Genomic DNA, 24,587 nt, shown 5'->3' on the forward strand with positions numbered 1-24,587 from the left:
CATCCGGTTACGCTTCCAGCCGGTATCCAAGCCCCCGGACAGTCTTGATGATCTCTGGATTCTGCGGATCACGCTCGATCTTATCCCGAAGCCTTTTGATGTAGACGGTCAGCGTATTGTCGTTGACATACTCGCCCGCAACGTCCCATATCTCTTCTAACAGATGCCCCCGTGACAGAACCTTGCCGCGGTGGTTCAAGAAGACAAGGAACAGGCGGTACTCCAGGGCTGAGAGGAATAATTCCTCTCCCCCGCGCATCACGGCGCCCTTCTCCGTATCTACCTTAAGATCGCCGACATACACCGCGCCCCCGCTTCTTCCCGCCCTTCTTAACACGGAACGCATCCGGGAGACCAGCTCTCTGGGCCTGAACGGCTTGCTGATATAGTCGTCCGCCCCCATATCAAGTCCTGTGACTACAGAGAATTCGTCTCCCAGTGCAGTCAGAAATATTACCGGGATATCATACTTCATCTTGATCGCCGTGCATGCGCTGTATCCGTTCCCCTCCGCCAGCGTCACATCCAGAAGGATCAGATCCGGCCGTCCTGACTCCAGAATCTCCATCGCTTTTGTCTGTCCGTCCGCGGCCGTGACCTCGAATCCCTCTTCCTTCAAGAATGCCGACAGGTTCTCAACGATCGCCTGGTCATCCTCTATCAATAATATCTTAGATTCCACCATTGTTCTTCTCCATGACTACTCTATATGCTTCTGACATTCATTATACGGACCGCCCATGAAGATATCAAGTCTTAACTGATCTCCGTCCTCCTTAAAAGCCTGTAACAAATGAACAGGATAGCCAGGATGAGCACTGTCATTGTCAGAACTCCCAGGAATGGATTATTGCTTCTGAATCCCATAATATTCATGAATCCATTCACCAATTTGAATACTTCTCTATGAAAATATGCCCCGATCACAGGCAGCACGCCAAACATGAAGAGCGGAAGCCCCACACAATAAAAAGTACGGAACTTCTTCGCCATCCGGCAGTATACTCCTGCGGTCACAAGCCCGGAAGCAAATAGAAGAAAATTAACGAACGCCGACAGCACAAAGCTTACGGCCGCGCCTGACACGCTTCCTGCCCTGTCATAAAACCCTGGGTAACACATTTTCCAAACATCAATAGCTCTAAAATTGCTGTTTCCTGAAAAGCCTGCTCCCAACCGGACACCAAGGAAGAGGGTAAGCAAATCGATCAATGCGCATGCACAGCCTGCAATGACCAACACACACAGAACACTCTGGAAATAACACTTTCTTGATATACCATTCTGAACCGCCATCAGTAAATGCTCCTTATATACAGCGATCCCAAATACAAGACAAAAAACAGCGCCCGGCAAGCCATTTCCATTAATACCAACATCTATATCGCCGAATGTAATGCTGATCACAAGCGGAACACAATAGAGCAGCAGCATCACCAATGCGTATGCCAAACACGAGTAAGTCAAATCTTTTAACTGAAACCTTAATATCTTCTTCATATAATACCACTCCTTTTCTATCTGCTGTGAAGATTATCTGTCAGCTTAATAAACAGCTTCTGCAGATCCATCTTAGATACCGAAAGCCCTGACGGAAGCGGATATTCCGGTTCTCCTATGACATAAGCGCTCTTCAGCCCTCCCAGTATATCCGTACCGATCACTTCCCTTGCCTTAATATAGGCATCCACCGTCCCGGCCGGTCCGCTGATACAGTAACCGCTGTTAAGAAGACTCTCCGTCGGTTCATTCCGAATGATCTGCCCCTTGTCGATCACGATAACCTGTTCTATAATGTTGGCCGCTTCTTCGATCAGATGTGTCGATACAACGGCTGTAAACGGATCTCTGGCATATTTCTCAATCAAAAGCTTATAAAACAGCTCGCGGTGACAGGCGTCAAGCCCGAGAACCGGCTCGTCTAAGAATACAAACGGAACATTCACCGATAGAGCCGTAATATTCCTGAAAATGGATTGATACCCTGTCGACAAACTCTTGATCTTCTTCTTCACCGGAAGCTCAAAAAGCCTGCTAAGCTCCCCTGCATAATCCGCATCAAAATCCGGGTAGAACTCTCGGGTCCACCGGAACGCGTCCTTCACCTTCATACCTTCCGGGTACAGATTTGTCTCATTTGCAAGAAAGCACTTCGATAACAGCGCAGTATTCTCCGTCAGTGTCTCATCCCCCATCAGTACCGTACCTCCGCCCGGGAACAGACGGTTATTAATAATATTCAAAAGCGTGGACTTCCCGGCTCCGTTCCTTCCCAACAGCCCATAGATGGTATTCTCTTCAATCAGAAGATTCACATGGGACAAGGCCTTCGTATCCTTGAATTCTTTGGATACATCTCTTACTTCAATTCTGCTCATTGTACAAATCCCCTTTCTATCATAGCAATGATCTCATCGCTGGTAATTCCCAGTCTCTTCGCTTCCTCCACCAGCCTGCTCACATAATTGTCATAGAACTGATTCTGTCTCTTCTTCTGAAGCTTGCTTACGGCTCCCTTCGCTACAAACATGCCGACCCCCCTCTTCTTAAATACGATCTCTTCATCCACCAGCAGATTAATACCCTTAAGCGCCGTGGCAGGATTGATCTTATAATTAACAGAAAATTCTGTAATCGAAGGAATCTGGCTTTCTTCGGGAAAAGCGCCTGTTAATATCCCGTCTTCAATGCCCTCGGCGATCTGGATAAAAATAGGCTTTTCCTGATCAAGGTCAAGTTTCATATCGTTCCTCCTTCTTCCAGTGCATCGGATAATATTATCTTTCGGTGTACTGGTTACTTATATAGTTAGTTACTCGAGTAATTAACTATATAAGTATATAACCATACATATTGAAAAATGTCAATAGAATTATACAAAAAACTCAAAAAAACGTCTAACGCTTGAATCTATCCGTCAGACAAGTTATACTAATATCCGTATATTATTTTAGATATAAAGAGGGTTTTATTATGAGGATAATGATCGCATCTGATATACACGGAAGTTCTTTTTACCTGAAAAGGCTTCTGGAACGCTATACTGCAGAGCAGCCCGACAAGCTGCTTCTCCTTGGAGATCTTCTCTACCATGGTCCGAGAAACGATCTTCCCAAAGGCTATGCACCCAAAGAAGCCATAGAACTTCTCAACAATATAAAAGAAGAGATTCTCTGTGTCCGCGGCAACTGTGATACGGAGGTTGACCAGATGGTACTTAAGTTCCCTATTCTTGCGGATTACTGCATTCTGTACGAGCAGGGACATATGATCTTCGCAACACACGGACATCACTGCAATACGTCTAATCCTCCTATGCTTAAGTCCGGCGATATCCTGCTTCACGGACATACGCACATCCCGGCAGCCGAAGATTTTGACGGCAGATATTACTTAAATCCAGGCTCCGTCTCCATTCCAAAGGAGAACAGCTCTCACGGCTATATGATGTTAGAGGACGGGCTTTTCACATGGAAGACTCTGGACGGAGATGTTTACAGACATTTTCACATGAATCCTTCACATCATCTTCATTCACTGTAAGCATACGATAAAATTATCAAATGGAGTAATATATGAATAAAAATAAGAACGCATTTATCAATGGAATCCGAGACGGGATTCCGATTGCCCTTGGCTACTTTGCCGTAGCATTTTCTCTGGGAATCGTAGCAAAAAAGGCCGGACTGAATCCTGTTCAGGGATTCTTATCCAGCCTGTTAAACCATGCATCCGCCGGAGAATATGCTGAATTTACCGTTATCATGGCAAATGCACCTTATATCGAGATGGCATTTGTCATTCTGATCACCAATATTCGCTATATGCTGATGAGCTGTGCGCTGAGCCAGCGGTTTGACCCGGGCACCTCTAACGTACACCGATTGCTGGTAGGCTTCGGAATCACAGACGAGATCTTCGGGATCAGCATCGGAAGGATCGGCGCACTGAACCCCTATTACAACTACGGTGCGATGGCGATCGCCCTCCCTGGCTGGTCGCTCGGCACCGCTTTGGGGATCGTCGCAGGCAACATCCTGCCCGCATCTATCGTCAGCGCCTTAAGCGTAGCGCTATACGGTATGTTTATCGCCATCATCATCCCTGCATCCAGAACGGATAAGATCGTAGGAGGCGTGGTGATCGCAAGCTTTCTTGCAAGCTTCGCCGTATCTAAGATCCCGCAGCTCGACCGGATGTCTGACAGTATGAAGATCAGCCTTCTCACCGTGATCATCGCTGGAGCTGCCGCCGCCTTATTCCCGTCAAAGGACGACGGCGGCTTTGATACTGATAACAGAGAGGAAGGAGGCAGCAGAATATGACGCACAATATCTACCTGTACATACTTGTGGCCGCAGCCGTATCCTTCCTGATCCGTGTCCTCCCGCTGACTCTCATACGAAGAAAGATCAAGAATCCTTTTATACGGTCATTCCTCTACTACGTTCCATATGTGACGCTGTCGGTAATGACATTTCCCGCGATTATCACTGCGCCCACGCTTCCTCTTGCAGGCATTCTGGCCCTTACCGCAGGCGTTGCCGCCGCCTGGAAGGGTCTTAATATGATGGGGATCGCCGCGTTATGCTGCGCCGTCGTATTCGTCTGTGAGATGGCTGCTCCGTATCTGATGTAAAAAGGGCTGTCGGAAATGTTTCCCGGCAACCCTAAATAGTTGTTCCATTTTATAATGTACGGATAAATCTCATAAAGGCTTCGCGTCCTTCTTCCGTACACTTATACACACCCGCATCCTCCAGCACATGCGTGAATGTGATGCCGATCTCTTCCTTCAGTACATCCATCACATTCTCCCTGGTGATGCTGTCATACTTCGGCAGGAATGCTTCCACCCACTGGGCGTGCTTCACAAGCTTCTCATTGCTTCGGATATCCTTGCCCTCTGCCAGATAATCCGCAAGAGTCTCCATCTCATCTTTCAATCTGGACGGCAGCACAGCAAGTCCCATAACCTCGATCAGTCCGATATTCTCCTTCTTGATGTTATGATACTGCGCATGCGGATGATAAACTCCAAGCGGATGCTCCTCTGTAGTGATATTGTTCCTCAAGGTCAGATCCAGCTCGAAGACGTCTCCCACCTTCCTTGCGATCGGCGTGATCGTATTGTGCGGTTCTCCGTCTGTCTCTGCATAGATAAATGCAGCTTCATCCGTATATCCTCTCCACGCAGCCAGAACATGATCTGCCAGTTCAATCAGGCGCTTCTCATCCTTATGCCTGATACGGAGAACAGACAGAGGCCATTTGACAATTCCCGCTTCCACGTCCTCATACCCCGGTATCGTCACGGACTTTTCAATCGGCGCTTTTGCCATGGCAAATGTATAGTTGCCGCCCTGGAAATGGTCATGGCTCAGGATAGATCCGCCAACGATCGGAAGATCCGCGTTGGATCCCAGGAAATAGTGCGGGAACAGCTTGATAAAGTCGAATAACTTGATAAATGCAGCCTTCTCGATCTTCATCGGAACATGCTGTCCGTTGAATACAATACAGTGCTCATTGTAATATACATACGGAGAATACTGGAATCCCCAATTGCTGTCATTAATAGTGATCGGGATGATCCTGTGGTTCTCCCTTGCCGGATGGTTCAGACGTCCCGCGTATCCTTCATTCTCCATACAGAGCAGGCACTTGGGATAACTGCTTGCCTTCGCATTCTTCGCCGCCGCGATCGCCTTAGGATCCTTCTCCGGCTTAGACAGATTGATCGTAATATCAATCTCACCGTAAGGAGAATCCACCTTCCACTTCATATCCTTCTTCACGCGGTAACGGCGGATATAGTCGCTGTCCTGACTGAGCTTGTAGTAATAATCGGTTGCTTCCTTCGGAGAATTCTCGTATTTCTTCGCAAATGTCTCCTGCACCTGGGCCGGTCTTGGAACCAGGCAGTTCATCAGCTTCGTGTCGAATAAGTCTCTGTAACCGATACTGTCCTCGATGATGCCGCGCTTCACCGCTTCGTCAAGCAGTTCTTTTAAAACTGATTCCAATTCAATGTCATCCGCATCGACCGGAACATCCTCATAATCATCTTCGCGGAACATATCTAACAGAAGGTTTGTCGTATAGACACGCTCCGTCTCAGGAATCAAACCAGTCTGAATACCGTATTCTACTAATTTCTTGATATTCTCATTTAACATCTTCTCATTCTCCTTCCCCATCCGAAAAACAGCCTCTTATATAACACCGGCGCCGTCGCCGATATCTACTACATAGAATTCAGCCTCATGTCCGACCTTCTCCTGATAGGTCTTGCCGATCTCGCTGATAAATGTATCTACCGCGTCATTCTTCACGATGCTGACCGTGCACCCGCCGAATCCGCCGCCGGTGATACGGGAGCCTAACACACCCGGCATCGCCTGTGCAAGATCAACCAGAATATCGATCTCTTCGCAGGAAACTTCATAATCATACCTTAAGGATTCATGAGATGCGTTCATCAGCTTCCCGAACAGTTCAACATCCTGGTTCTTCAAAGCCTCTACTGCACGGATCGTTCTCTGGTTCTCGTATACGGCATGCTTCGCGCGTTTTTGCCTTACGGCATCCTTAATGACATCCTTATGCGCCTCGTATTCTTCCTCTGTCAATTCTCCCAGCGATTCGATCTTAACCGCAGTCTTAAGCTCCTTAAGCGCAGTCTCGCATTCATTCCTCCTGTCATTGTAAGCAGAATCTACGAGACTGTGTTTCACCTTACTGTTGGTGATCACGATCTTCGCATCCTCTAATACGACCGGAGCATACTCATAATGCAGCGTATTGGTATCAAGGAAGATCGCATGATCCTTCTTGCCCATCGCGCTTGCAAACTGATCCATGATTCCACAGTTGCAGCCGTTGAAATTATTCTCCGAATCCTGGCCGATCAGCGCGATATCCACCATAGATACATCGAATCCATATGTATCCTTCAGGATCACACCTGTCAGAACTTCCAGCGATGCGGAAGATGACAGCCCTGAGCCATTCGGGATATTGCCGTAGATCAGAATATCAAGACCGTGAGTCAGCTTATATCCTCTCTTCTCAAACGCCCACATCACGCCCTTCGGATAGTTCGTCCAGTTCGCCTTCGGGTCTGGAACCAGTTCATCCAGGCTTGTCTCGATCACTCCCAGCCTCTCAAAATTGGCAGAATAGAACCGAAGCTTCCTGTCTGATCTGCTCCTTACGATTCCATAGGTTCCAAGAGTCAATGCACACGGGAATACGTGGCCGCCGTTATAATCCGTATGTTCCCCGATCAGATTCACACGGCCCGGCGCAAAATAAGAACGGATCTCCCCTTCGCCTTTGTACAGTTCTTGAAATTGCTGAATTAATTTCTCCTTCATACTTATGTCCTCCATTCTTTCCGCGGCAGTTCAGCTAAGCTTCCCTGCGGCATTCTTTATTTTTCTTAATCTTCCTGGCGCTTCTCTTGCGCATTTACCTTATCTGATTTATAATTATAATGAGATTGAGCAGAGGATACAATAAGAATATTCGATAATATTATCAGTATATTGAGGAAATGGAGATCAGCTATGCAGCTTCACATTGAAAAAGACCAAAAAGAGATCAAGAAACACGGTAACTATGAATTCCCCGTCCATTTAAGCCTTGAGAAAATACAATCCTACGAGCAGGATTCATTTCCCTGGCACTGGCACCCGGAGATCGAACTGACCTGGATCATGTCTGGACAGATCGAATATTTTGTGAATGATAAGAAGTATCTGTTAAAAGAGGGCGAAGGATTGTTCTGCAACAGCAACGCTCTTCACTCTGGATATATGAAGGACGGAAGAGACTGCAATTATCTGTCCGTCACCTTCCATCCCAGGTTCATATATGGATACGAGAACAGCCTTCTCCAGACGAAATATGTTGACTTTATCACTTCCAATGAATCCTGGCACTCTCTGATGCTTGAAACCGAAACTGCCTGGCATCAGGATATCATCGGACAGATTCAGAACATTTACCAGATGTCAAAGACGCCGCCGCCGGACTACGAGCTCAAGGTACATCTTATCCTGGCCGGAATCTGGCAGAGGCTCTACCTGTACTATATCTCCCTTCCCGTCAGCGGATACCGGCCCAAGAAGCATCTGGCACGGCTGAAGGATATCCTCTCCTTCGTTCAGGAGCACTATGCCCAGGAGCTTACGCTGGATGAGATCGCCGAGCATGTGAATATCTGCAAGAGCGAATGCTGCAGGTTCTTCAAGAAATATATGAAGATGACCATCTTCGAGTACATCCTGTTTCTGCGGGTTCAGAACAGTCTGCCGCTTCTGAGGGAAGGAGAGAGCGTCACGAAGATCGCAAGCATGACCGGGTTCTCCACCCCGGCCTACTATGGGCAGATCTTTAAGCGGTATATGGGATGCTCGCCCAGCAAGTATCGGAGGGAGCATATGGGCGAAGTGTAGACTCTCTTAATCGCCGCCCTGCCAGATCAACATTTCCTGACCAGGCAATCCTTCTCAAAAAATGCCGCTCCATAACACAGGATCGTCCGATATCCCTTCAGATCTGTCCGCACATATCCCTTTCGGCTGATCTGTTCTATTGCTTCCTGACAATCCCGCTCCATATCGCTCTCTTTCTTAGAGTGCTTGGCTTCTATGATCAGCGCCCGGCGGTTACTCCTGTCTTTGACCACAATGTCCGCGCGTCCGGTTCCCTGTTCCTTATTAGACGACACGGCATATCCCGCCCCTACGAATAATCCCGCTGTAAACGCATGGTAATAATCTTCCTTATAATCATAATAACTGATCGTATCAAACAAGATATCCGTCACCAATTCTGTCAGCTTCCGATCGTCTCCGCTCCACCATGCTTCCAGCAGTTCTCTTCTATCCATCCCGGTGACCGTATCCCGGAACCACTTCGCGATAGTATCCTCAAATATGGTCTTGACCTCCTCATTCGGGATGCGAAGAACAGTTGTTCCCTCCTCCCTCTGAAATCCTTCCGGGTACTTCCCCTCTCTTACCCGAGTCAAATATCCTGTCAGATACAGGATACTCCACAGATTCTCCTCAGAGGAATTCGCAAGGTCATAAGTCATATCTTCTACGATTCTCTCCTGAATCACGCCCCCTGCCAGAAGTGTCTCGAATTTGCCTCTTACATCCATACCCGGCAGGTCAATGAAGCTTCGGATAATCTCATTATGACTGGTATCCTTCCAATAATTTGCCGGTTTCGACTGCGGATCAAGTTTCAGCATACTTACATGATTCACCACATCCCAGGGACAATAAACTTCAATTTCCCCAAACAGATACCCGTCATACCAGTGCTTCATCTTTGCAAGATGCTCTGTCAATCCTGTCGCTTCCAACAATCCCTTAACCTCTTCTTCTGTAAATCCAAAATAACGGTCGAACCGCCTGTTCGATACAGAGTTAGATACGAAGTTATTCGCACCGGTAAAGATACTCTCCTTCGCAATACGCAGACATCCCGTAACCACAGCAAATTCCATACAGGGATTACTCTTCCACGACATTCCCAGAAATCCCCGGATCACATCCAACATCTCCCTGTAATATCCTCGGTCGCTGGCCTTGGCCAGAGGCACGTCATACTCGTCCATCAGAAGAATGACCGGTTTTCCAAAATGCGCCGCCATCATCCGCATCAGCGTAACCAGTGCACCTTGTATATCTCCTCTCGTTCCTTTTTGATAAGACAAACGTTCAAAAATCTCTTTATCTCCTCTTAGCACCTGCTCACTTTCCATTAAATAAGTATGGTCTCTGCATAGCGAAGATATCACGAACTGCAGCATCTCATAAGCACTGGGAAAATCTCCCCCTGCGACATCCTTCAACGTCAGGAACAGAACCGGATATTGGTTCATCCATTTATCACATAGCTCTTGATACTTCGAGATCTCCAATCCCTCGAACAGTTCCCTGCTGTCCCTCCGTATATCAAAAAATTCTCTCAGCGTGTCCATGAACAGCGTCTTTCCAAAACGGCGGGGACGGGTAATAAGGCTGATCTTAAAATCCTCATCAAAGAGTTCCTTGATCATTCCTGTTTTATCCACATAGTAACTTCCTTTTTCCCTGATCTCCCTGAACCACTCGATTCCGATCGGCAGCCTGACTGACATATGCTCGCACCTCCTTTGAAGGCTGTCTCTATCTAATCTTATGAACCTGACGGCATATAAGGCCTCAATATTCCCGCCACATTACTGATCGGCATCGTCTGCAGCCACACCTTCCCCGGTCCGCTGATCACAGTGTTAAACAGCCCTTCTCCGCCAAACAGCATATTCTTCACTCCAGGCACACTCTTGATTTCCATCTGACAGGTAGCTGTCATCGCCGCAAGATGTCCGGTATCCACCACGATCTGCTGTCCCGGCTGCAGCTCATACTCCACTACATGCCCGTCAAATTCCGCGAATACGGTTCCATGCCCGCTGATCTTCTGCATGATAAAGCCCTCTCCGCCGAACAGGCCTGAGCTGAACTTCTTATTGAAGAATACGGACAGCTCTACTCCTGCCTCTCCTGCAAGGAACGCACTCTTCTGGAATACCATCTCCTGCCCCGGAGCGATCTCATACGCCTTGATCGATCCAGGGAAACTGGATGCAAATGCGATCATACCATTGCCGCCCTGCGCAGTATAGACGTTCTGGAACATCTTCTCTCCTGAGAACATCCTTCCGAATGCTTTCCCAAGACCGCCGTTCGTTGTCGTCTCCATCAGCATATTCGGTGACATCCATGACATGCCGCCGCCCTCTGTGATCATCTTCTCTCCGCCTTCAAGCTGACAAATCACTACCGGAAGAGTCTCGCCTAGAATCTCATATCTCATAGTTATATACCTCCTGCCTATCTTGTTCTTCGATACCTTCATTATATCAATACGAATTTAGGGTGTAAAGCTTTAATTCCATTCCATCCCGGCTCCGGCCGCGACTGCCCTGTCATAGATCACCTTCGCTGTAACCAAATCCTGCGCGGCAACTCCTACCGACTTGAACACGATGATCTCATCATCGTTCTCTCTCCCGGCTAATTCACCCTTGACCACATTCCCGATATCTCCTGTGATTTCCCCTCCGCCAATAATCGGAAAGCCCGCTTGTCCGCCTCAATAGCATCCTTCATCGTAAATACTTTTCTAATATCTTCTTTTGATAACAGTAACATCATTCGTTCCTCCCAATCTTATTCCTTTTTTGCTGATACAACATTCCTATCATTATTATCTAAGTATTTCCACTTTACAAGAATGCTTCTTTGTCTTCCTGTCATATCCAATTCCTACTGCCAGAGAAAAACTCTTTGTTCAACAACAATTCTTCATATTTCAGCATCAGTTCTTTATTAGGCACAAATACCTCCCCATCTTCATAGGTAAGCAATCCATATATTACCATCGCTGAATAAATCTGATCCTTCGTAACTAATTCCCTGGCGGTTGCCGCATATTCCTGCATCCTTGCTTCTACATGCTCTCCCGCTACCATCAATGCAATATCATCTCTGACCTCTTCTACATTATTTCTGACATAATAAAACACAGAATCATATGTCCCCGAACTGGTCCAGTAATTCGCCAATTGATTATTAGCCAGCGCACTGACCACTGAACGCGGATTATACAGATGTTCTCCCCCCGCTGTATGATAACCGTCATACCACTCATCTAATTCCGCTCTGGTGATACGCCGGTCTATGGTCTCTGCCTTATACACCTCATAGAGATGATCAACCTCCGAATTCAAGAAACCAAAATACTCTCCAAATCGAATCTTTGTAGCCATATCATACTCCAAAAACATATTCAGCTCCGAACCTTCTGAATATTTTGCAATCGGAAGGACGCCTGTCATATAGGCAAATTCAACATAACTCTTCCCCTTAAGCAATGATTTTAAAAACAAAAGATATTCCCGTTTATTCTCTTCTGTTATAAATGTCATATGGAACAATGCATCCCACTCATCAATCACAAAGAGAAACTTCTGCTCCTTTTCCTCGAATATAAGGGACAGCAGATCCCATACCGCCTTGCTCTGATCTAATTTGAGATCTGGATAAGCCTGTACAAGATCCTGATAAATCCCATCCTCGATTCTTGAAATATAGCTCCTGTAATCACGGCATTCTTTCGGAATCTCACTGCAGTCCAGATAGATTACTTCATGCCTGTTCAAATGCTCCAGACATTTCTTCGATTCGGCAATTGCCAAATGTTCAAACACATCCTTGCTGTCTCTCGCCTTCCCGAAAAAAGCACCGATCATATTCGCCGCCACAGTCTTTCCAAAACGCCGCGGCCTGACAATACAGAAGAAACGCTGTTCTCGTCCAAGAGCCGGAATCAATTCCTCTATCATCGCTGACTTATCCACAAAATATGGATCCTGTGAAATCATCTTGTATTTATCATATGGAGCAATACTATTTAAAAATAATCCCATAATCCCGATTCACCCCTAAGCATCTTTTCTCCATTATATAAGACCTCATACATTGTTACAAGCGAATTTATCATTCTGCCATGGTTTAGGATCATCAATTCCTGAAAAAGATATGAGGCATGGAATGAACCTGACGTCATCCCATGCCCCTATATTCTCTTAAGTATTCTGCTTATCCTTACTCTTCCCGGCTCCTGCCGCACAGAACAGCACGAATCCCATGAACAGCACCGCCGCTGCCATCCATCCAACAAGCACCGCCGTCCCGCGTCCCGCAAACATATCATAATACCCTTTCAGATAGATAACGATAATGATCAGCGGAAGCACATAAGATACATATCCCTTAAGCCCGCGCGGGAAATGAACGCCCTCCCCGGCATTAACTTCACTGAGGAAATTCTCCCATCCCCATCCGTTCTTCCTGATACAGAACAGCACATACCCCAGACTTCCAAGGGGGAGCAGGTTATTGGACACGATGAAATCCTCCAGATCCATGATATTCGTCCCCGCTCCCAACGGTTCAAATCCGGCAAGAACATTAAACCCAAGCACGCAAGGCATACTTAAGATAACAAGCATCACCACATTCACCAGAACACTCTTCTTCCTGGACCATCCAAGCAGATCGATCGCAAACGAGATAATATTCTCAAACACCGCCACGATGGTCGTAAACGCAGCAAAGGTCAGGAACAGGAAGAACAGCGCTCCCCAGATCCGGCCGCCCGGCATCTGAGCAAATATATTCGGTATCGTAATGAAGATCAGGCTCGGTCCTGCCCCCGGTTCAATGCCAAACGCGAAGCAGGATGGAATGATAATGAAGCCGGCCATCAGCGCAACAAAGGTATCCAGCAGCGTAATACTGGCCGCCTCGCCTGAAAGGCTTCTTTCCTGTCCGATATAGCTTCCGAAGATCAGCATCGCACCGATTCCGATGGACAAGGTAAAGAATGCCTGGCTCATTGCCCCGAAGATCACGTTCCCGATTCCAATCTCCTTCATCCTGGCAAAATCCGGCACCAAATAGAAGCGGATACCGTCTTCTGCTCCCTCCAGAAATATGGAATGGATCACCAACACCACCATGATCAGCAGAAGCGCGGACATCATGACCTTAGATACACGCTCGATCCCCTTCTGAATTCCAAAATAGCAGACGGCAAAGCCTACAACACAGATCAGCACCGTCCAGAATGTCATAACCGGAACATTGCCTAACATATCCGTGAATCCTTCCGCCACCGTATCCGACGATGCGCCGACGAATTCTCCCTTGATACTGCGGTAACAGTAATACATCATCCAGCCGCCGACGGTTGTATAGAACATCATAAGCAGATAACATCCGATCACACCGATCCACTTCATCACATGCCACCGAGTCCCCTCCGGTTCTAACTTTTCAAAACTTGCCGCAACGCTTAGCCGGCTTCCTCTTCCTACCGCAAACTCACAGATCATAACCGGAATACCCAGGATCAGAAGAAATATCAGATAGATGAGGATAAACGCCGCTCCTCCAAACTCTCCGCACATATAAGGGAACTTCCATACATTCCCGATTCCTATCGCGCATCCGGCAGATACCAGAATAAATCCCAGACGCGAACCAAACTTTTCTCTCTTCACTCTACTCTATCCCCTGGAACATCTGAACTGCAGCTCTTCCCATCTTCGGTCTACTTCCTTCTGGAATTCTTCGATCAGATATTCGTTCCCTTTCTTGAATAAATGTTTGAATCTTCCCTGCGGCTTCAGGAAATCTTCGATCGGCAGCTTCTTCTTCGGCTCATAATTCAGGATCCACTTGCCTTCCTCCACTTCAAATAACGGCCAATAGCAGGTCTCCACACCCAACTTGCAGATCTCCATGATATCCGGCGTATTGTATCTCCATCCTCTCGGGCACGGAGCCATAATATTTAAAAAGGCCGCGCCCGGCGTATAGATCGCCTTCTCAGACTTCACATGCAGGTCCTTGAAGTTGCCGATAAATGTGGTCTGTGCCACATAAGGAACGTCATGCGCCGCTATGATCGCCGCCAAGTCCTTTCTGTTCTGCGGTTTCCCGTTGCTCGCACTCCCTACCGGAGTCGTCGTCGTGTCCGCATACATGGGAGTCGCGGAAGACCGTTGGATACCCGTGTTCATATATGCGCCGTTGTCATAGCAGACATATACCATATCCGTGTTCCTCTCCATTGCACCGGACAATGACTGGAACCCGATATCATAGGTTCCGCCGTCGCCGCCGAATGTGATGAACTTATAGGTCTCGTCTAATTTCCCTTTTCTCTTAAGCGCCCTGTACGCACCTTCCACGCCGCTTAAGGTTGCTCCCGCATTCTCAAAGGCATTGTGGATGTAGCTGTCCTCCCATGCCGTATATGGGTAAGTAAAGGTAGACACCTCCAGACATCCCGTGGCGTTGCCGATGACTGCCTTATCTCCCTCATGGAGTCCGCGCAGCACATTCCTTACCGCTATGGTTCCGCCGCAGCCTGCGCACATTCTGTGTCCCGGCGCCAGACGTTCCGGTTTGCTCATAGTCTCTTTGAAATTATAACTCATCTTTTGTCCCCCCTTATTCTCTGATTCCCAGATAACGATACGTCTCGCCTGCATCGCCGTCGGCTGCTATCTGTTTCAGGGTTGCAAATATACCTTCCATGTCCTCTACGCGCACATCTCGCCCGCCGAGTCCATAGATATAATTCACAGCAAGAGCCTGTGATCTCGCCCGGTACAGCGCCGCCATCACATCCGCGCCCAAAGGGCCTCCGTGATTCGTATAACCCTCTGCCCGGTCCATGACCGCAACTGCCTTGACTCCTTTCAAAGCCTGGGCGATCGCTTCGGCCGGGAACGGACGGTAGAGGCGGATCTTAAGGAGACCCACCTTCTCTCCCTGCTCTCTTAACTTATCTATGGCGTCTTTTGTCGTACCTGCCGCCGATCCGATCATAACCACCGCGTATTCGGCATCTTCCATGCGATACGCTTCAAACAGGCCGTACTCTCTGCCAGAGATCCCGGCAAATTCCTTCGCGACATTTAACACGACTTCTTCTACGTGCCTCATACCTTCCGCCTGGCTGCGTTTTGCTTCCATATAATAATCTGTGATGGAATACGGACCCACTGCCATGGGGCATTCGGGGTTCAGCAGATAATTCTCCGGCTGATATTCGCCGACGAACTTCTTAACCTCCTCGTCTTCTAACAATTCCATATTCTCTACCGCATGGCTGGTGATAAATCCGTCCTGGCAGATCATGATCGGCAGCCTGACGCTCTCATGCTCCGCGATACGGTAAGCCTGCACCATATTATCATAAGCTTCCTGATTATTCTCCGCGTAGATCTGGATCCATCCGGCGTCCCTTGCGCCCATACTGTCGGAGTGGTCGCAGTTGATGTTGATTGGCCCTGACAAGGCGCGGTTCACAAGCGCCAGCGCCAGCGGCAAACGGTTAGACGCGGCTATGTATAATTCTTCCCACATATACGCAAGCCCGCAGGACGACGTCGCGGTAAGGCTCCGCGCGCCTGCCGCGGACGCCCCGATCGCCGCGCTCATGGAGCTGTGTTCGCTCTCCACCGGAATAAACTCCGTATCTACCTGTCCATTTGCAACAAAGGACGCAAAATACTGCGGGATCTCTGTGGACGGGGTGATGGGGAACGCCGGAAATACATCCGGGTTGATCTGTCTTAACGCGATCGCAATCGCTTCATTTCCTGATAAACGGTCTCTTTTTGCCATCTTACTTACACCCCTTCCATCGTAATTGCACCGAACGGGCATGATTTCACACAGATACCGCACCCCTTACAGTGATCATAATCGAATTCGCCTCTCTTGCCGTCCTTCACCGGAATACAGCTGTCCGGGCAGACCGGCGTGCAGAGTAAGCATTGTTTACACTTTTCTTCTATAAATACCGGCTTATCCGTAGACCATTCACCCGTATTGAATTCCTTCGACGTACCTGCCCCGGCGATGATCATACCCTCTGTCAGGTCCTTCCACGCTGCTTTTACACCTAATTTCGTGATATCTGCTGCCATTACCGCACCTCCTCAAGCGCCATCTTAAGCGCTGCCATATTGCCTTCTATCACTTCCGGCTTGCTGGCAAACTTATGGGAAAACGACGCCTTCATCTCTCTTAAGAATGTCTCCTCATCCATGATCCCCGCCACCTTCACGATCGCGGCAAGAAGCGGAGTATTGGGGAAATACCTGCCCATGGCCGCCATAGATACCTTATGGGCGTCAATGGTATAGACCTTTCCTTCGTATCCTTTCAGATGAGGAATGATCTCTTCCTTCGCGCGCTGCGTATTCACGAGGATCGCCCCGTCCTTCTTAAGCCCGCTGGTCACATCGACCGCCTCTAATAAGGATTCATCTACAACTACCACATACTGCGGATCATAGATATTGGAATGTACTCGGATCTGTGTATCGCTGATCCTGTTATAAGCCGTGATCGGCGCTCCCATACGCTCTGGACCGTACTCCGGGAAGCCCTGGACGTATTTGCCTGTCTGAAATGCCACGTCTGCAAGGAGCAATGCGGCAGTCTTGGCACCCTGGCCGCCGCGGCCGTGCCATCTGATCTCTGTAAGGTTACTCATCTTCTCTTTATCCTTTCTGCGTATTCTGATATGTATGCAGTCCCTTTAAAGGACTGCATACATGCCCTGTTTAATTTGTTTTCTTAATACCGAGTGAACTCTGTTTTTATTTACACATTCACTATTGTACTTGAAGATCGGCTTTGTGTCCAGTATAACATTTTACTTTTTCCGCATTTTTCTGCGTCTCTTCCGGAATACTCTCTGTCTGCTCATGTGTATTGCGAAACATCCGCTGAGCAGCAGCACGGACAGATAGATTCCTGCCTGCCGCATAGCGGAATCCCCGGTTTTTGGTGATGCCGGAGGAATCGGCTTCTTAGTCAGCTTCACTGTCTGGTCCTTATCTTCCAAGTTTTCGTGAACGGCGGCTTCTTTGTCATTCTCTGTCATATAGAGCTTCTCGAAGACTACCAGTTCCAGCTCTCCTAATCCCTGATTCTTGAAGGTAAAGTCCACGTTCACACTTCCTGTCGGTTTCTCGGCGGTAAATACGGCTTCAGCTGTGACCGGACGGCCGTCCGCGATCAGCGCAGATCCGCTGTGCTTATCCATCACGGTTCCGACGATCTTGTATTCTTTTTGGGTGAGCAGATTCTTATATTCTACCTGGTCCGTAATGGTGATCACATCCTGCAGGAGGATTTCTTTTTCGCCTTCTTTGCCCTTCGCGGTTGTTCTGATGGACGGGAAATAGATGCTCTGCTTCTCATCTTCGATATCCTCATGCTTTGCTACCGGTTTCTTCTCATAGGTAAGTGTCTCGAAGACCACCGCCGTCTTTCCCGCGAGAGCGCTTCCGTCGAATTCAAATACAACCTCAGCCTCTCCATCCGGTTCCTCTGCCGTGAAGATCGTCTCTCCAGTCACTTTCTTTCCGTCGGTATCCTTGATCGGCTCCCCGGTCTCCCGATCCATCAGGATCCCGCTCAGGGTATATTCACAGCCCGCCAGAACATTGGTATAAGATACGGTGTCTGTAAGTCTGACCTCTCCGTCTGCTTTGGCCTGATGCGTCCTGGTCTCGTCATCCTGCACCGTCGTTCCTATCTTCGGAATATGGATAGTCTGAGCTTCGTCCTCTATGTCCTTATGTACCGCAATCAGTACCTTCTGAAACCACGACTTCTTAAGATATAATTCCTCGAACACAACGAAGGAATGTCCGTCAAGTCCTTCTCCCGGGAAACGGAAGGTCATCTCTGCGGTTCCGTCAGATTCCTCCGGCACGAAGGTTGCCTTCGCGCGGATCTCTTTGCCATCGGCATCCAGGGCCGGTTCTCCTGTCTCCTGATCCATCAGCACACCTTCCAGCCGATACTGATGATCGGTCACCAGATGCTGATATTCTACGGTATCTGTTATGGTAATCTCCTCTGCCGCCATCGTCAGATTGACCCCCGTCTCCTTATCAAGGGCTGTCGTTCGAAGCTTCGGGAACTTAACAGTCTGCGGCTCATCATTCAGGTCTGCGTGAACGGCAATACTTTTCTTCTCTATCAATAATTCCTCGAAAGCGACCGTAACCTTCCCTGCAAGCAGACGGCCGTCAAACCGGAAGATCACTTCTGCTTCGCCGTTCGCTTTCTTCGCCGTAAATTCCGTCTCCGCCGTGATCTCCTTACCGTCGGCATCCTTCAAGGGCTGACCGCTTACTTTATCCTTCAGCGCACCCTGCATGGTATACTTCTTCCCCGGGATCAGATTCTCATAACGTACCACATCCTTAATGGTCACCTCTTCATCCGCATAGGACATCCGAAGGTCAGTCTTCTCATCGGATGCTTCTGTCCCGATCTTCGGAAAATAAACGGTCTGGTCTGCATCTTCAGCATCCTTGTGCTCTGCCGCGGATTTGCCGTTATAGAACAGCTCTTCATAGGCCGTCAGGGTCTCTCCCGCAAGCTTAGAGCCGTCGAACTTAAATACCATTTCCACACTGCCGTTCTTCTGATCCGGTGTAAAAGAAGCCTGGGCCGTGATCTCATTCCCTTCCGCATCCAATGCCGGCTTCTTCGTCTTCGTATCAATCAGCATCCCCTTTAAGACATAGCCCCTTCCCGGCACAAGATTCTCGTATTTGACCACGTCCACCAGTGTTACATCCGCGTCTGCACGAGACAAATGCTGCTTCGTATCATCATCATGGATCACCGTCCCGATCTTCGGGATATAGATAGTCTGGGCTTCATCACCGATATCCTTATGCACCGCATACTCCCGGTGGTCTCGCTCCAGCGTTTCAAATGCGACAAGCGTTCTGCCGCCCATCCCCCTGCCGTTAAACCGGAAGATCACTTCCACCGTACCGTTTGCCGTCTCTGCTGTGAATTCTGTCTGAGCCTCGATCTTATTCCCCTTCTGGTCTAACGCCGCTTTTTTCGTTTCTTTGTCCATCAGGATTCCCGTTACGGTATATTTACGTCCTACCCGAAGATTCTCATAAGACACCGTATCCACGATAACGATCTCTTCATCCGCTTTGGAGAGGTTGCTGTCCGTCTCCCGGTCAACGGCCTGAGTGGCAATATCCGGGAAATGAATGGTCTGGGAAGCGTCATTGATATCCTTATGCTCCGCCAGCTTCTCGCCGCCTTTGTACAGTTCTTCAAATACGACCACATCCATGCCCCGAAGCGCAGACGCATCAAAGAAGAATTCCATCTCAACTGTACCGTTGGAATCCTTCGGCGTAAATTCCTTCGTCACCATAACCGGATTTCCGTCCTCGCCTGTTACCTGATCCCCCGTCGTCCGGTTCATCAGAGTTCCGACCATCCTGAAGCTTTCCCCTTTTCTAAGTCCGATATAGTCGACCGTATCTATGATGGTCGTATCACTGTCTGCCTTCGCATAATGGGTGCCTGTCGTTTCATCCTTCGCAGAAGTGCCGATACGGATGTCCGCATTCTCAATGTTGCCAAGGTTCACCGTATAGCTGTCCCGCGTGATGGAAATAGATCCCTTATAGAGATATTTCCCTTCATTCGCGGCACACTTTAACTCTTCCAGAGTATAAGTATCATAGGGCAGCGCGCCTACCGTGTCGTCTACCGCCGCTGTCTGTCCGTCCGCATTCAGTCCGAACCATATTCCGTCCCCGATTCCGCCTCCATTGGTATTGTGGCTGTGCGGCGCATACGCAGAGTTAGAAGAATAATGACCGTTCGCATCCGTGGTAAATACATGTACTTCTCCCGTCGTGTTAGATGTGAGCCGAAACTGCACTCCTTCCATAGGCTCCTGGGTATTCTTGTCGATCTTGGTTAATTCAAAATCTCCCCGAAATACACCGTCTGCTACTTTGTACTCATTCCCGCCGTTAAGCGACGCCTGTGTTCCGTTCTGCAGAATCTGTGAGACATAGATACCCTCGCCTCTCTCTGCCCCGCTTCCCGCCTGCAAATATAACGGGTTCAGAAGGTAACCTGCCGGCGGCTGTACCTCCTCGACACTGATAGTTCCAAGAGGCAGCGTGATGGTATTGCCGACCTTGTAGAATTCATCCCCCGATACCTTCTCAGTCTCTTCTAAGAGTCTGCCGCTCCTTGCAGCCTGGTCTGCCGGCTCTCCGGTCCTTGCTTTCAGCACCCAGCTTCTTGCCGGCTTACCTGGAAGATGCTCCTTATCATAATAGCCCTGGTAGAAATTCACCCGGAATCTGGCATTTTCAAGGGACGCCGCCCCTTCTGCTCCCGGCATCCTGGTTCCCCGGTCGATCTTGTACAACTCGATGGCCGCCATATCATGAACCGGCTCATCGCTCACACGGATGACAGACGTCTTTCCTTCGCTGAGCTTCACGGTATGCACCTGGGTATCCAGAATATATCCCTTAGGCGCCTGTTTCTCCTTCACATAATAGGTACCCGTCTCAAGCTCCACGGTATCGGACCGCCCTCTGGTATCCGTGATCAGTGTCGTCTCAAGCTGTGTACACGCTCTGTTCTGATATACGCCATACTGGGCGCCGCCCAGGGAATAGCAGGAGTTATTCTCCGTAATCTCCGTATTCGCCGATTCCTTCACCAATCTTGCGAATCCTTTGGGCGGCTCTTCCGGCACTTCTGGAACATCCGGAATATCCGGCTGTTCCGGAATCTCGCGGAGTGTAAAATGTGCCAAAGGCTGAGAAGCACCATTCAGATAAGCAGTCCCCCCACCCACGTATTTACCCATATTCGCCGCAACTTTGCTGATGGCATCCGCATATACCTGGTTCTGCAGCTCAAGGTCAAAATCCGAGCCGTCCACATGGATATTGCCGCAGTTCCAGCTGAAAGGACCGTTGAGGTGCCGCCAGACCAGACATTGCGCCGCCAGGTACTTCTGGTTCTCCGTCAGCTCGTTATGCTCGTAAGCATATTTGATATACAACGCGCACGCCGTGATGTCCGACTGCTTGATCCCATACTCCAGCAGATTCACTGCAGTGACATTACCGCCGGCAAAATTCGTAAGCGGATTCAGACAGAAGGCAGCTTTCCCGTCTACTCCCAGCATCCCCTCGTTATACGTCTTGATCTGTTCGCTGTTGTCGTTATATACCCGGATCCGCCCGATCTTGGCACGAAGCTGGCTTGAGGTGCCCCCTGCCCTTACCGCCGCATAAGCCCTTGCAGCATTTATCTGCACTGGTTCCGCTATGTCTGCGCCGTCTTCTGCTGTATCTTCTGCTCCGGCCGTCTCATCTGCCGCTCCATTCTTATCCGATTCCTCCCTTCGGACAAATGTCCCCCTGACGATCACATCGCGCCCCGGCATAAGGAAGGTACAGACTCCTTCCTCCGTCCGCTCCGGTCCGGGCATCTCTTCTTCCGTCGCTGCATCCATAACTATTAACTTCTCCAATACAAACATTTCCTCCGGCTCCGCCTGGAAGGATACAAGATCCCCTTCATTATAAGCTCTCGTCCTCTCCTGTTCTTCTCCAAACCGAAGCTTCCCGCCTGCGGCCTCTTCTAATGTCACGGAATGTCCCGCCTTCCCTGCCTCATTCCCGTCCGCCGCTACCTCCGAAGCAGATACGGCCCCTGTACGCTGCAGCGCAAAAGACAGACACATTACAAGTACAAGAATACTCGATAAACCTCTCTTCGTTTTTTTCATACCTTTCATTGCTCCTTTCGTTTACATGGTTTTCAATCACTTCTGCCCGTAAGGAACTTTTGATTTCTGCAAGACTTACGAATACCAGGCATTTTACCTGTCGTCAGCTTCATATAGATCACTAAAACTAAGGGATAATCGGTGTGCAGACACCTGATGATACCTCTCCTTGCCGGCCGCCAACGGCTTTGAGGCCAATACAGAGGTAATAGAAACCAGAATTAGATTCATACCAATACAGCAATGCTGTATCAGGAAAACTTTAATATAGCTTGAAATAATAATAATGAAACTTATCACGAAATCGAAAGACTGTCAGAAGAGTACATTACTGTACATAGATGGACAGATATTGATTTGACCAAATAATACCACAATTCTGCCGCTTCCACAAGATATAACCATTCGACAAATTTTGACAAAAAGTACCCAACCCCAGGGTCAGGTACCTTAAAATATACTCATACATGGATCTGTGCGAATACCGCCCCGATCGGCGCCGCAATGGTAAGTTCCGCCCGGACCTCCCTTGCCGTCGCACTCTTATTGACCACCGCCAGATGCTTCCCGCGGAAATAATCTATGAATCCCGCCGCCGGATAGACCACCAGCGACGTACCCCCGATGATCAGGGTATCCGCCCGGCTGATCGCCCGGATGCTGTTCTGGATCACATCAGAATCAAGCCCTTCTTCATAGAGCACCACGTCCGGCTTGATGCGGCCGCCGCAGCCGCACTTTGGAATCCCGTCCGAGCTCTTCACATACGCCGCGTCGTAGAGCTTGCCGCACTTCTGGCAGTAATTGCGGTGAATGCTTCCATGCAGCTCCAGCACGTTCCTGCTGCCGGCCGCTTGATGAAGCCCGTCGATATTCTGGGTGATCACCGCAGATAACTTCCCCGCGGCTTCAAGCTCTGCAAGCTTCTGATGCGCCGGGTTCGGCCTTGCGTCAAGGAACATCATCTTCTCCTTGTAGAATTCATAGAAGCCTTCCGGGTTCTGCATGAAGAAACTGTGGCTTACGATCTGCTCCGGTGAATAACGGTATTCCTGCTGATATAACCCGTCCGCACTCCTGAAATCCGGGATGTTGCTCTCCGTAGATACCCCTGCTCCTCCAAAAAATACGATATCACTGCTGTCGTCAATGATCTCTTGAAGCTTCCTTGCCTCTTCCTCATACATGAGATCCCCCTCCTTCTAACCAACCGATCACTTCGTCCAGACTGTCATACTGCGCCGTGATCCCTTCCTTCACTTCCTCCGGCACCACGATAAGATCCGGGATATGGATGATATAGCCGCCTGCAGCCTTTCCTGCCTCCACCCCGGCAATACTGTCCTCAAGCACCAGGCATTCCTCGACAAGAATCCCCAGTTCTTTTGCAGCTCTAAGAAACACATCCGGATGCGGCTTGCTTCTTTCCACCATATCTCCATAGGCAAATGCGTCAAAATATCCTCTGACCCCTGCCCTCTCAATCATGGTATCGGCAAGTTTCCGGTCCGTGGATGTTGCCACCGCCGCCCTGATCCCCTTCTTTTGCAGATACTCCAGCAGTTCGATCAGTCCCTTCTTAAGAGGAACTCCCTTCTCCCTGATATAGTCATACTGAAGCCGGGTTCTTATCTCTCTGAACCGTTCATAATCGAAATCCGCGCCGTATCTCTCAAGAAATGCTTCCCGGATAGCCGCCGGATTCCTCCCGCGGAAACAGTACGTGAACTCCTCCGGAACATCTACTCCGAACTCCTCTCCCGTCTGTCTCCAAAAAATGGTCGACAGCCTCTCTGTATCGAACATCAGCCCGTCCATATCAAATATTACACCCTTCACCATAAGTCATGACTCCTTCTTCTTACTGTACCCGGCAAAAAAGTCCGTCAATGCATCCAACATCTTAAGCAATACCGGTACCTCTGCCTCATCCAGCTTATCGAGCACGGCCTGGGTCATCTGCCTGTGGTAATCCTCATGATGCCTGTATGCCCTGACGCCTTTCGCCGTCAGCCTCACAAACACCACTCTTCGGTCCTCCTCGCTTCTGCGGCGCTCTACATACTTCTTATTCACAAGGCTGTTCATGGCAGTTGTGAGAGAACCGACTGTAATATTCAGTTTCCTGGCAATGGAAGACATATTCCTGCCGTCACCTGTACCGACCGCCTCTATTACATGCATATCATTGTTCGTCAGATCCCTGAATTCATCCGTAATGATCGCTTTCTCCTCAAGCTCCCAGATCTCGTTGATCAGATTCACCAGGATATTGTTGATCGTCATATATGCCTGTTCCATTCCCATTCACCTCCTTTGATCCGTTAACT

The 24,587-nt window shown here is 49.0% G+C and carries 24 protein-coding genes; 4 read left to right on the forward strand and 20 right to left on the reverse strand.

Annotation, left to right across the window (positions count from 1 at the left end; genetic code table 11):
- Positions 1 to 7: 7 nt before the first annotated feature.
- The 4 genes from VSQ62_RS24220 to VSQ62_RS24235 form a co-directional block, all read right to left on the reverse strand.
- A complete protein-coding gene (locus VSQ62_RS24220; RefSeq protein WP_334637301.1) occupies positions 8 to 685 on the reverse strand; it encodes a response regulator transcription factor in 678 nt (225 codons plus the stop codon).
- A 71-nt stretch (positions 686 to 756) separates the two neighbouring features.
- A complete protein-coding gene (locus tag VSQ62_RS24225) occupies positions 757 to 1,500 on the reverse strand; it encodes a hypothetical protein (RefSeq protein ID WP_334637303.1) in 744 nt (247 codons plus the stop codon).
- Positions 1,501 to 1,517: 17 nt separating this feature from the next.
- Positions 1,518 to 2,378, reverse strand: a complete 861-nt coding sequence (locus VSQ62_RS24230) for an ATP-binding cassette domain-containing protein (RefSeq protein WP_334637304.1) — start codon at positions 2,376 to 2,378, stop codon at positions 1,518 to 1,520.
- Positions 2,375 to 2,743: a GntR family transcriptional regulator gene (locus VSQ62_RS24235; protein ID WP_334637306.1), complete on the reverse strand. Its 369-nt coding sequence runs from the start codon at positions 2,741 to 2,743 to the stop codon at positions 2,375 to 2,377. The genes VSQ62_RS24230 and VSQ62_RS24235 overlap by 4 nt, the downstream gene beginning before the upstream one ends.
- Positions 2,744 to 2,973: 230 nt before the next feature.
- On the opposite strand from VSQ62_RS24235, the gene yfcE reads away from it, so the two are divergent.
- The 3 genes from yfcE to VSQ62_RS24250 are packed head-to-tail and all read left to right on the forward strand — an operon-like array spanning position 2,974 to position 4,639.
- Positions 2,974 to 3,543, forward strand: a complete 570-nt coding sequence (gene yfcE / locus VSQ62_RS24240; protein WP_334637307.1) for a phosphodiesterase — start codon at positions 2,974 to 2,976, stop codon at positions 3,541 to 3,543.
- A gap of 32 nt (positions 3,544 to 3,575) precedes the next feature.
- Entirely contained in the window at positions 3,576 to 4,325 is a 750-nt protein-coding gene (locus VSQ62_RS24245) for an AzlC family ABC transporter permease (protein ID WP_334637309.1), read from the forward strand.
- Positions 4,322 to 4,639 carry an AzlD domain-containing protein gene (locus VSQ62_RS24250; protein ID WP_334637310.1) on the forward strand — a complete coding sequence of 106 codons (318 nt, stop codon included), beginning with the start codon at positions 4,322 to 4,324 and terminating at the stop codon, positions 4,637 to 4,639. Before VSQ62_RS24245 ends, VSQ62_RS24250 begins: the two co-directional genes overlap by 4 nt.
- Before the next feature lie 49 nt (positions 4,640 to 4,688).
- Here VSQ62_RS24250 and galT read toward each other — a convergent pair whose 3' ends face one another.
- Together galT and VSQ62_RS24260 are read right to left on the reverse strand one after the other, a co-directional pair.
- Positions 4,689 to 6,179 (reverse strand): UDP-glucose--hexose-1-phosphate uridylyltransferase, encoded by a 1,491-nt coding sequence (galT, locus tag VSQ62_RS24255; RefSeq protein ID WP_334637768.1) that lies wholly within the window; start codon positions 6,177 to 6,179, stop codon positions 4,689 to 4,691.
- Positions 6,180 to 6,215: 36 nt separating this feature from the next.
- A complete protein-coding gene (locus tag VSQ62_RS24260; RefSeq protein WP_334637312.1) occupies positions 6,216 to 7,379 on the reverse strand; it encodes a galactokinase in 1,164 nt (387 codons plus the stop codon).
- A 192-nt stretch (positions 7,380 to 7,571) separates the two neighbouring features.
- Here VSQ62_RS24260 and VSQ62_RS24265 point away from each other — a divergent pair, with 192 nt between their 5' ends.
- Positions 7,572 to 8,462 carry an AraC family transcriptional regulator gene (locus VSQ62_RS24265; protein ID WP_334637313.1) on the forward strand — a complete coding sequence of 297 codons (891 nt, stop codon included), beginning with the start codon at positions 7,572 to 7,574 and terminating at the stop codon, positions 8,460 to 8,462.
- Positions 8,463 to 8,488: 26 nt separating this feature from the next.
- Here VSQ62_RS24265 and VSQ62_RS24270 read toward each other — a convergent pair whose 3' ends face one another.
- The 14 genes from VSQ62_RS24270 to VSQ62_RS24335 form a co-directional block, all read right to left on the reverse strand.
- Positions 8,489 to 10,162, reverse strand: coding sequence for an AAA family ATPase (locus VSQ62_RS24270; protein ID WP_334637314.1), 1,674 nt, complete (start codon positions 10,160 to 10,162; stop codon positions 8,489 to 8,491).
- Positions 10,163 to 10,200: 38 nt separating this feature from the next.
- On the reverse strand, positions 10,201 to 10,881 hold the full coding sequence (locus VSQ62_RS24275) for a TIGR00266 family protein (protein WP_334637316.1): 681 nt from the start codon (positions 10,879 to 10,881) through the stop codon (positions 10,201 to 10,203).
- A gap of 72 nt (positions 10,882 to 10,953) precedes the next feature.
- Positions 10,954 to 11,100, reverse strand: coding sequence for a hypothetical protein (locus VSQ62_RS24280; RefSeq protein WP_334637317.1), 147 nt, complete (start codon positions 11,098 to 11,100; stop codon positions 10,954 to 10,956).
- A complete protein-coding gene (locus VSQ62_RS24285) occupies positions 11,082 to 11,222 on the reverse strand; it encodes a hypothetical protein (protein WP_334637318.1) in 141 nt (46 codons plus the stop codon). Before VSQ62_RS24285 ends, VSQ62_RS24280 begins: the two co-directional genes overlap by 19 nt.
- A gap of 98 nt (positions 11,223 to 11,320) precedes the next feature.
- Positions 11,321 to 12,496 (reverse strand): AAA family ATPase, encoded by a 1,176-nt coding sequence (locus VSQ62_RS24290; RefSeq protein WP_334637319.1) that lies wholly within the window; start codon positions 12,494 to 12,496, stop codon positions 11,321 to 11,323.
- A 159-nt stretch (positions 12,497 to 12,655) separates the two neighbouring features.
- Entirely contained in the window at positions 12,656 to 14,134 is a 1,479-nt protein-coding gene (locus tag VSQ62_RS24295) for a sodium-dependent transporter (RefSeq protein WP_334637320.1), read from the reverse strand.
- 6 nt (positions 14,135 to 14,140) lie between these two features.
- Positions 14,141 to 15,076, reverse strand: coding sequence for a thiamine pyrophosphate-dependent enzyme (locus tag VSQ62_RS24300; protein WP_334637321.1), 936 nt, complete (start codon positions 15,074 to 15,076; stop codon positions 14,141 to 14,143).
- A gap of 13 nt (positions 15,077 to 15,089) precedes the next feature.
- Positions 15,090 to 16,271 carry a pyruvate ferredoxin oxidoreductase gene (gene porA, locus VSQ62_RS24305; RefSeq protein ID WP_334637323.1) on the reverse strand — a complete coding sequence of 394 codons (1,182 nt, stop codon included), beginning with the start codon at positions 16,269 to 16,271 and terminating at the stop codon, positions 15,090 to 15,092.
- Positions 16,272 to 16,276: 5 nt separating this feature from the next.
- Positions 16,277 to 16,576, reverse strand: a complete 300-nt coding sequence (locus tag VSQ62_RS24310; RefSeq protein WP_334637325.1) for a 4Fe-4S binding protein — start codon at positions 16,574 to 16,576, stop codon at positions 16,277 to 16,279.
- Positions 16,576 to 17,148, reverse strand: a complete 573-nt coding sequence (locus VSQ62_RS24315; protein WP_334637326.1) for a 2-oxoacid:acceptor oxidoreductase subunit gamma family protein — start codon at positions 17,146 to 17,148, stop codon at positions 16,576 to 16,578. The genes VSQ62_RS24310 and VSQ62_RS24315 overlap by 1 nt, the downstream gene beginning before the upstream one ends.
- A gap of 162 nt (positions 17,149 to 17,310) precedes the next feature.
- Positions 17,311 to 22,257, reverse strand: a complete 4,947-nt coding sequence (locus VSQ62_RS24320; protein WP_334637327.1) for a VaFE repeat-containing surface-anchored protein — start codon at positions 22,255 to 22,257, stop codon at positions 17,311 to 17,313.
- 461 nt (positions 22,258 to 22,718) lie between these two features.
- A complete protein-coding gene (locus tag VSQ62_RS24325; RefSeq protein ID WP_334637328.1) occupies positions 22,719 to 23,444 on the reverse strand; it encodes an NAD-dependent protein deacylase in 726 nt (241 codons plus the stop codon).
- Complete coding sequence (locus tag VSQ62_RS24330; RefSeq protein WP_334637329.1) at positions 23,437 to 24,099, reverse strand: HAD family hydrolase; 663 nt, start codon at positions 24,097 to 24,099, stop codon at positions 23,437 to 23,439. The genes VSQ62_RS24325 and VSQ62_RS24330 overlap by 8 nt, the downstream gene beginning before the upstream one ends.
- A 3-nt stretch (positions 24,100 to 24,102) precedes the next feature.
- Positions 24,103 to 24,558, reverse strand: a complete 456-nt coding sequence (locus tag VSQ62_RS24335; RefSeq protein WP_334637331.1) for a MarR family winged helix-turn-helix transcriptional regulator — start codon at positions 24,556 to 24,558, stop codon at positions 24,103 to 24,105.
- Positions 24,559 to 24,587 lie beyond the last annotated feature (29 nt).

The organism is Sporofaciens sp. JLR.KK001, assembly GCF_036941055.1.
Taxonomy (GTDB): Bacteria; Bacillota; Clostridia; order Lachnospirales; family Lachnospiraceae; genus Sporofaciens.

Bases quoted from the DNA above. Each gene is read 5' to 3' on its own strand.
- VSQ62_RS24335 (WP_334637331.1), bottom strand. From the start codon at position 24,558: ATGGAACAGGCATATATGACGATCAACAATATCCTGGTGAATCTGATC.
- VSQ62_RS24235 (WP_334637306.1), bottom strand. From the start codon at position 2,743: ATGAAACTTGACCTTGATCAGGAAAAGCCTATTTTTATCCAGATCGCC.
- VSQ62_RS24325 (WP_334637328.1), bottom strand. From the start codon at position 23,444: ATGTATGAGGAAGAGGCAAGGAAGCTTCAAGAGATCATTGACGACAGC.
- VSQ62_RS24225 (WP_334637303.1), bottom strand. From the start codon at position 1,500: ATGAAGAAGATATTAAGGTTTCAGTTAAAAGATTTGACTTACTCGTGT.
- VSQ62_RS24290 (WP_334637319.1), bottom strand. From the start codon at position 12,496: ATGGGATTATTTTTAAATAGTATTGCTCCATATGATAAATACAAGATG.
- VSQ62_RS24275 (WP_334637316.1), bottom strand. From the start codon at position 10,881: ATGAGATATGAGATTCTAGGCGAGACTCTTCCGGTAGTGATTTGTCAG.
- VSQ62_RS24260 (WP_334637312.1), bottom strand. From the start codon at position 7,379: ATGAAGGAGAAATTAATTCAGCAATTTCAAGAACTGTACAAAGGCGAA.
- VSQ62_RS24245 (WP_334637309.1), top strand. From the start codon at position 3,576: ATGAATAAAAATAAGAACGCATTTATCAATGGAATCCGAGACGGGATT.
- VSQ62_RS24250 (WP_334637310.1), top strand. From the start codon at position 4,322: ATGACGCACAATATCTACCTGTACATACTTGTGGCCGCAGCCGTATCC.
- VSQ62_RS24315 (WP_334637326.1), bottom strand. From the start codon at position 17,148: ATGAGTAACCTTACAGAGATCAGATGGCACGGCCGCGGCGGCCAGGGT.
- VSQ62_RS24300 (WP_334637321.1), bottom strand. From the start codon at position 15,076: ATGAGTTATAATTTCAAAGAGACTATGAGCAAACCGGAACGTCTGGCG.
- VSQ62_RS24265 (WP_334637313.1), top strand. From the start codon at position 7,572: ATGCAGCTTCACATTGAAAAAGACCAAAAAGAGATCAAGAAACACGGT.
- VSQ62_RS24270 (WP_334637314.1), bottom strand. From the start codon at position 10,162: ATGTCAGTCAGGCTGCCGATCGGAATCGAGTGGTTCAGGGAGATCAGG.
- yfcE (WP_334637307.1), top strand. From the start codon at position 2,974: ATGAGGATAATGATCGCATCTGATATACACGGAAGTTCTTTTTACCTG.
- VSQ62_RS24230 (WP_334637304.1), bottom strand. From the start codon at position 2,378: ATGAGCAGAATTGAAGTAAGAGATGTATCCAAAGAATTCAAGGATACG.
- porA (WP_334637323.1), bottom strand. From the start codon at position 16,271: ATGGCAAAAAGAGACCGTTTATCAGGAAATGAAGCGATTGCGATCGCG.
- VSQ62_RS24285 (WP_334637318.1), bottom strand. From the start codon at position 11,222: ATGATGTTACTGTTATCAAAAGAAGATATTAGAAAAGTATTTACGATG.
- galT (WP_334637768.1), bottom strand. From the start codon at position 6,179: ATGTTAAATGAGAATATCAAGAAATTAGTAGAATACGGTATTCAGACT.
- VSQ62_RS24330 (WP_334637329.1), bottom strand. From the start codon at position 24,099: ATGGTGAAGGGTGTAATATTTGATATGGACGGGCTGATGTTCGATACA.
- VSQ62_RS24220 (WP_334637301.1), bottom strand. From the start codon at position 685: ATGGTGGAATCTAAGATATTATTGATAGAGGATGACCAGGCGATCGTT.
- VSQ62_RS24310 (WP_334637325.1), bottom strand. From the start codon at position 16,576: ATGGCAGCAGATATCACGAAATTAGGTGTAAAAGCAGCGTGGAAGGAC.
- VSQ62_RS24320 (WP_334637327.1), bottom strand. From the start codon at position 22,257: ATGAAAAAAACGAAGAGAGGTTTATCGAGTATTCTTGTACTTGTAATG.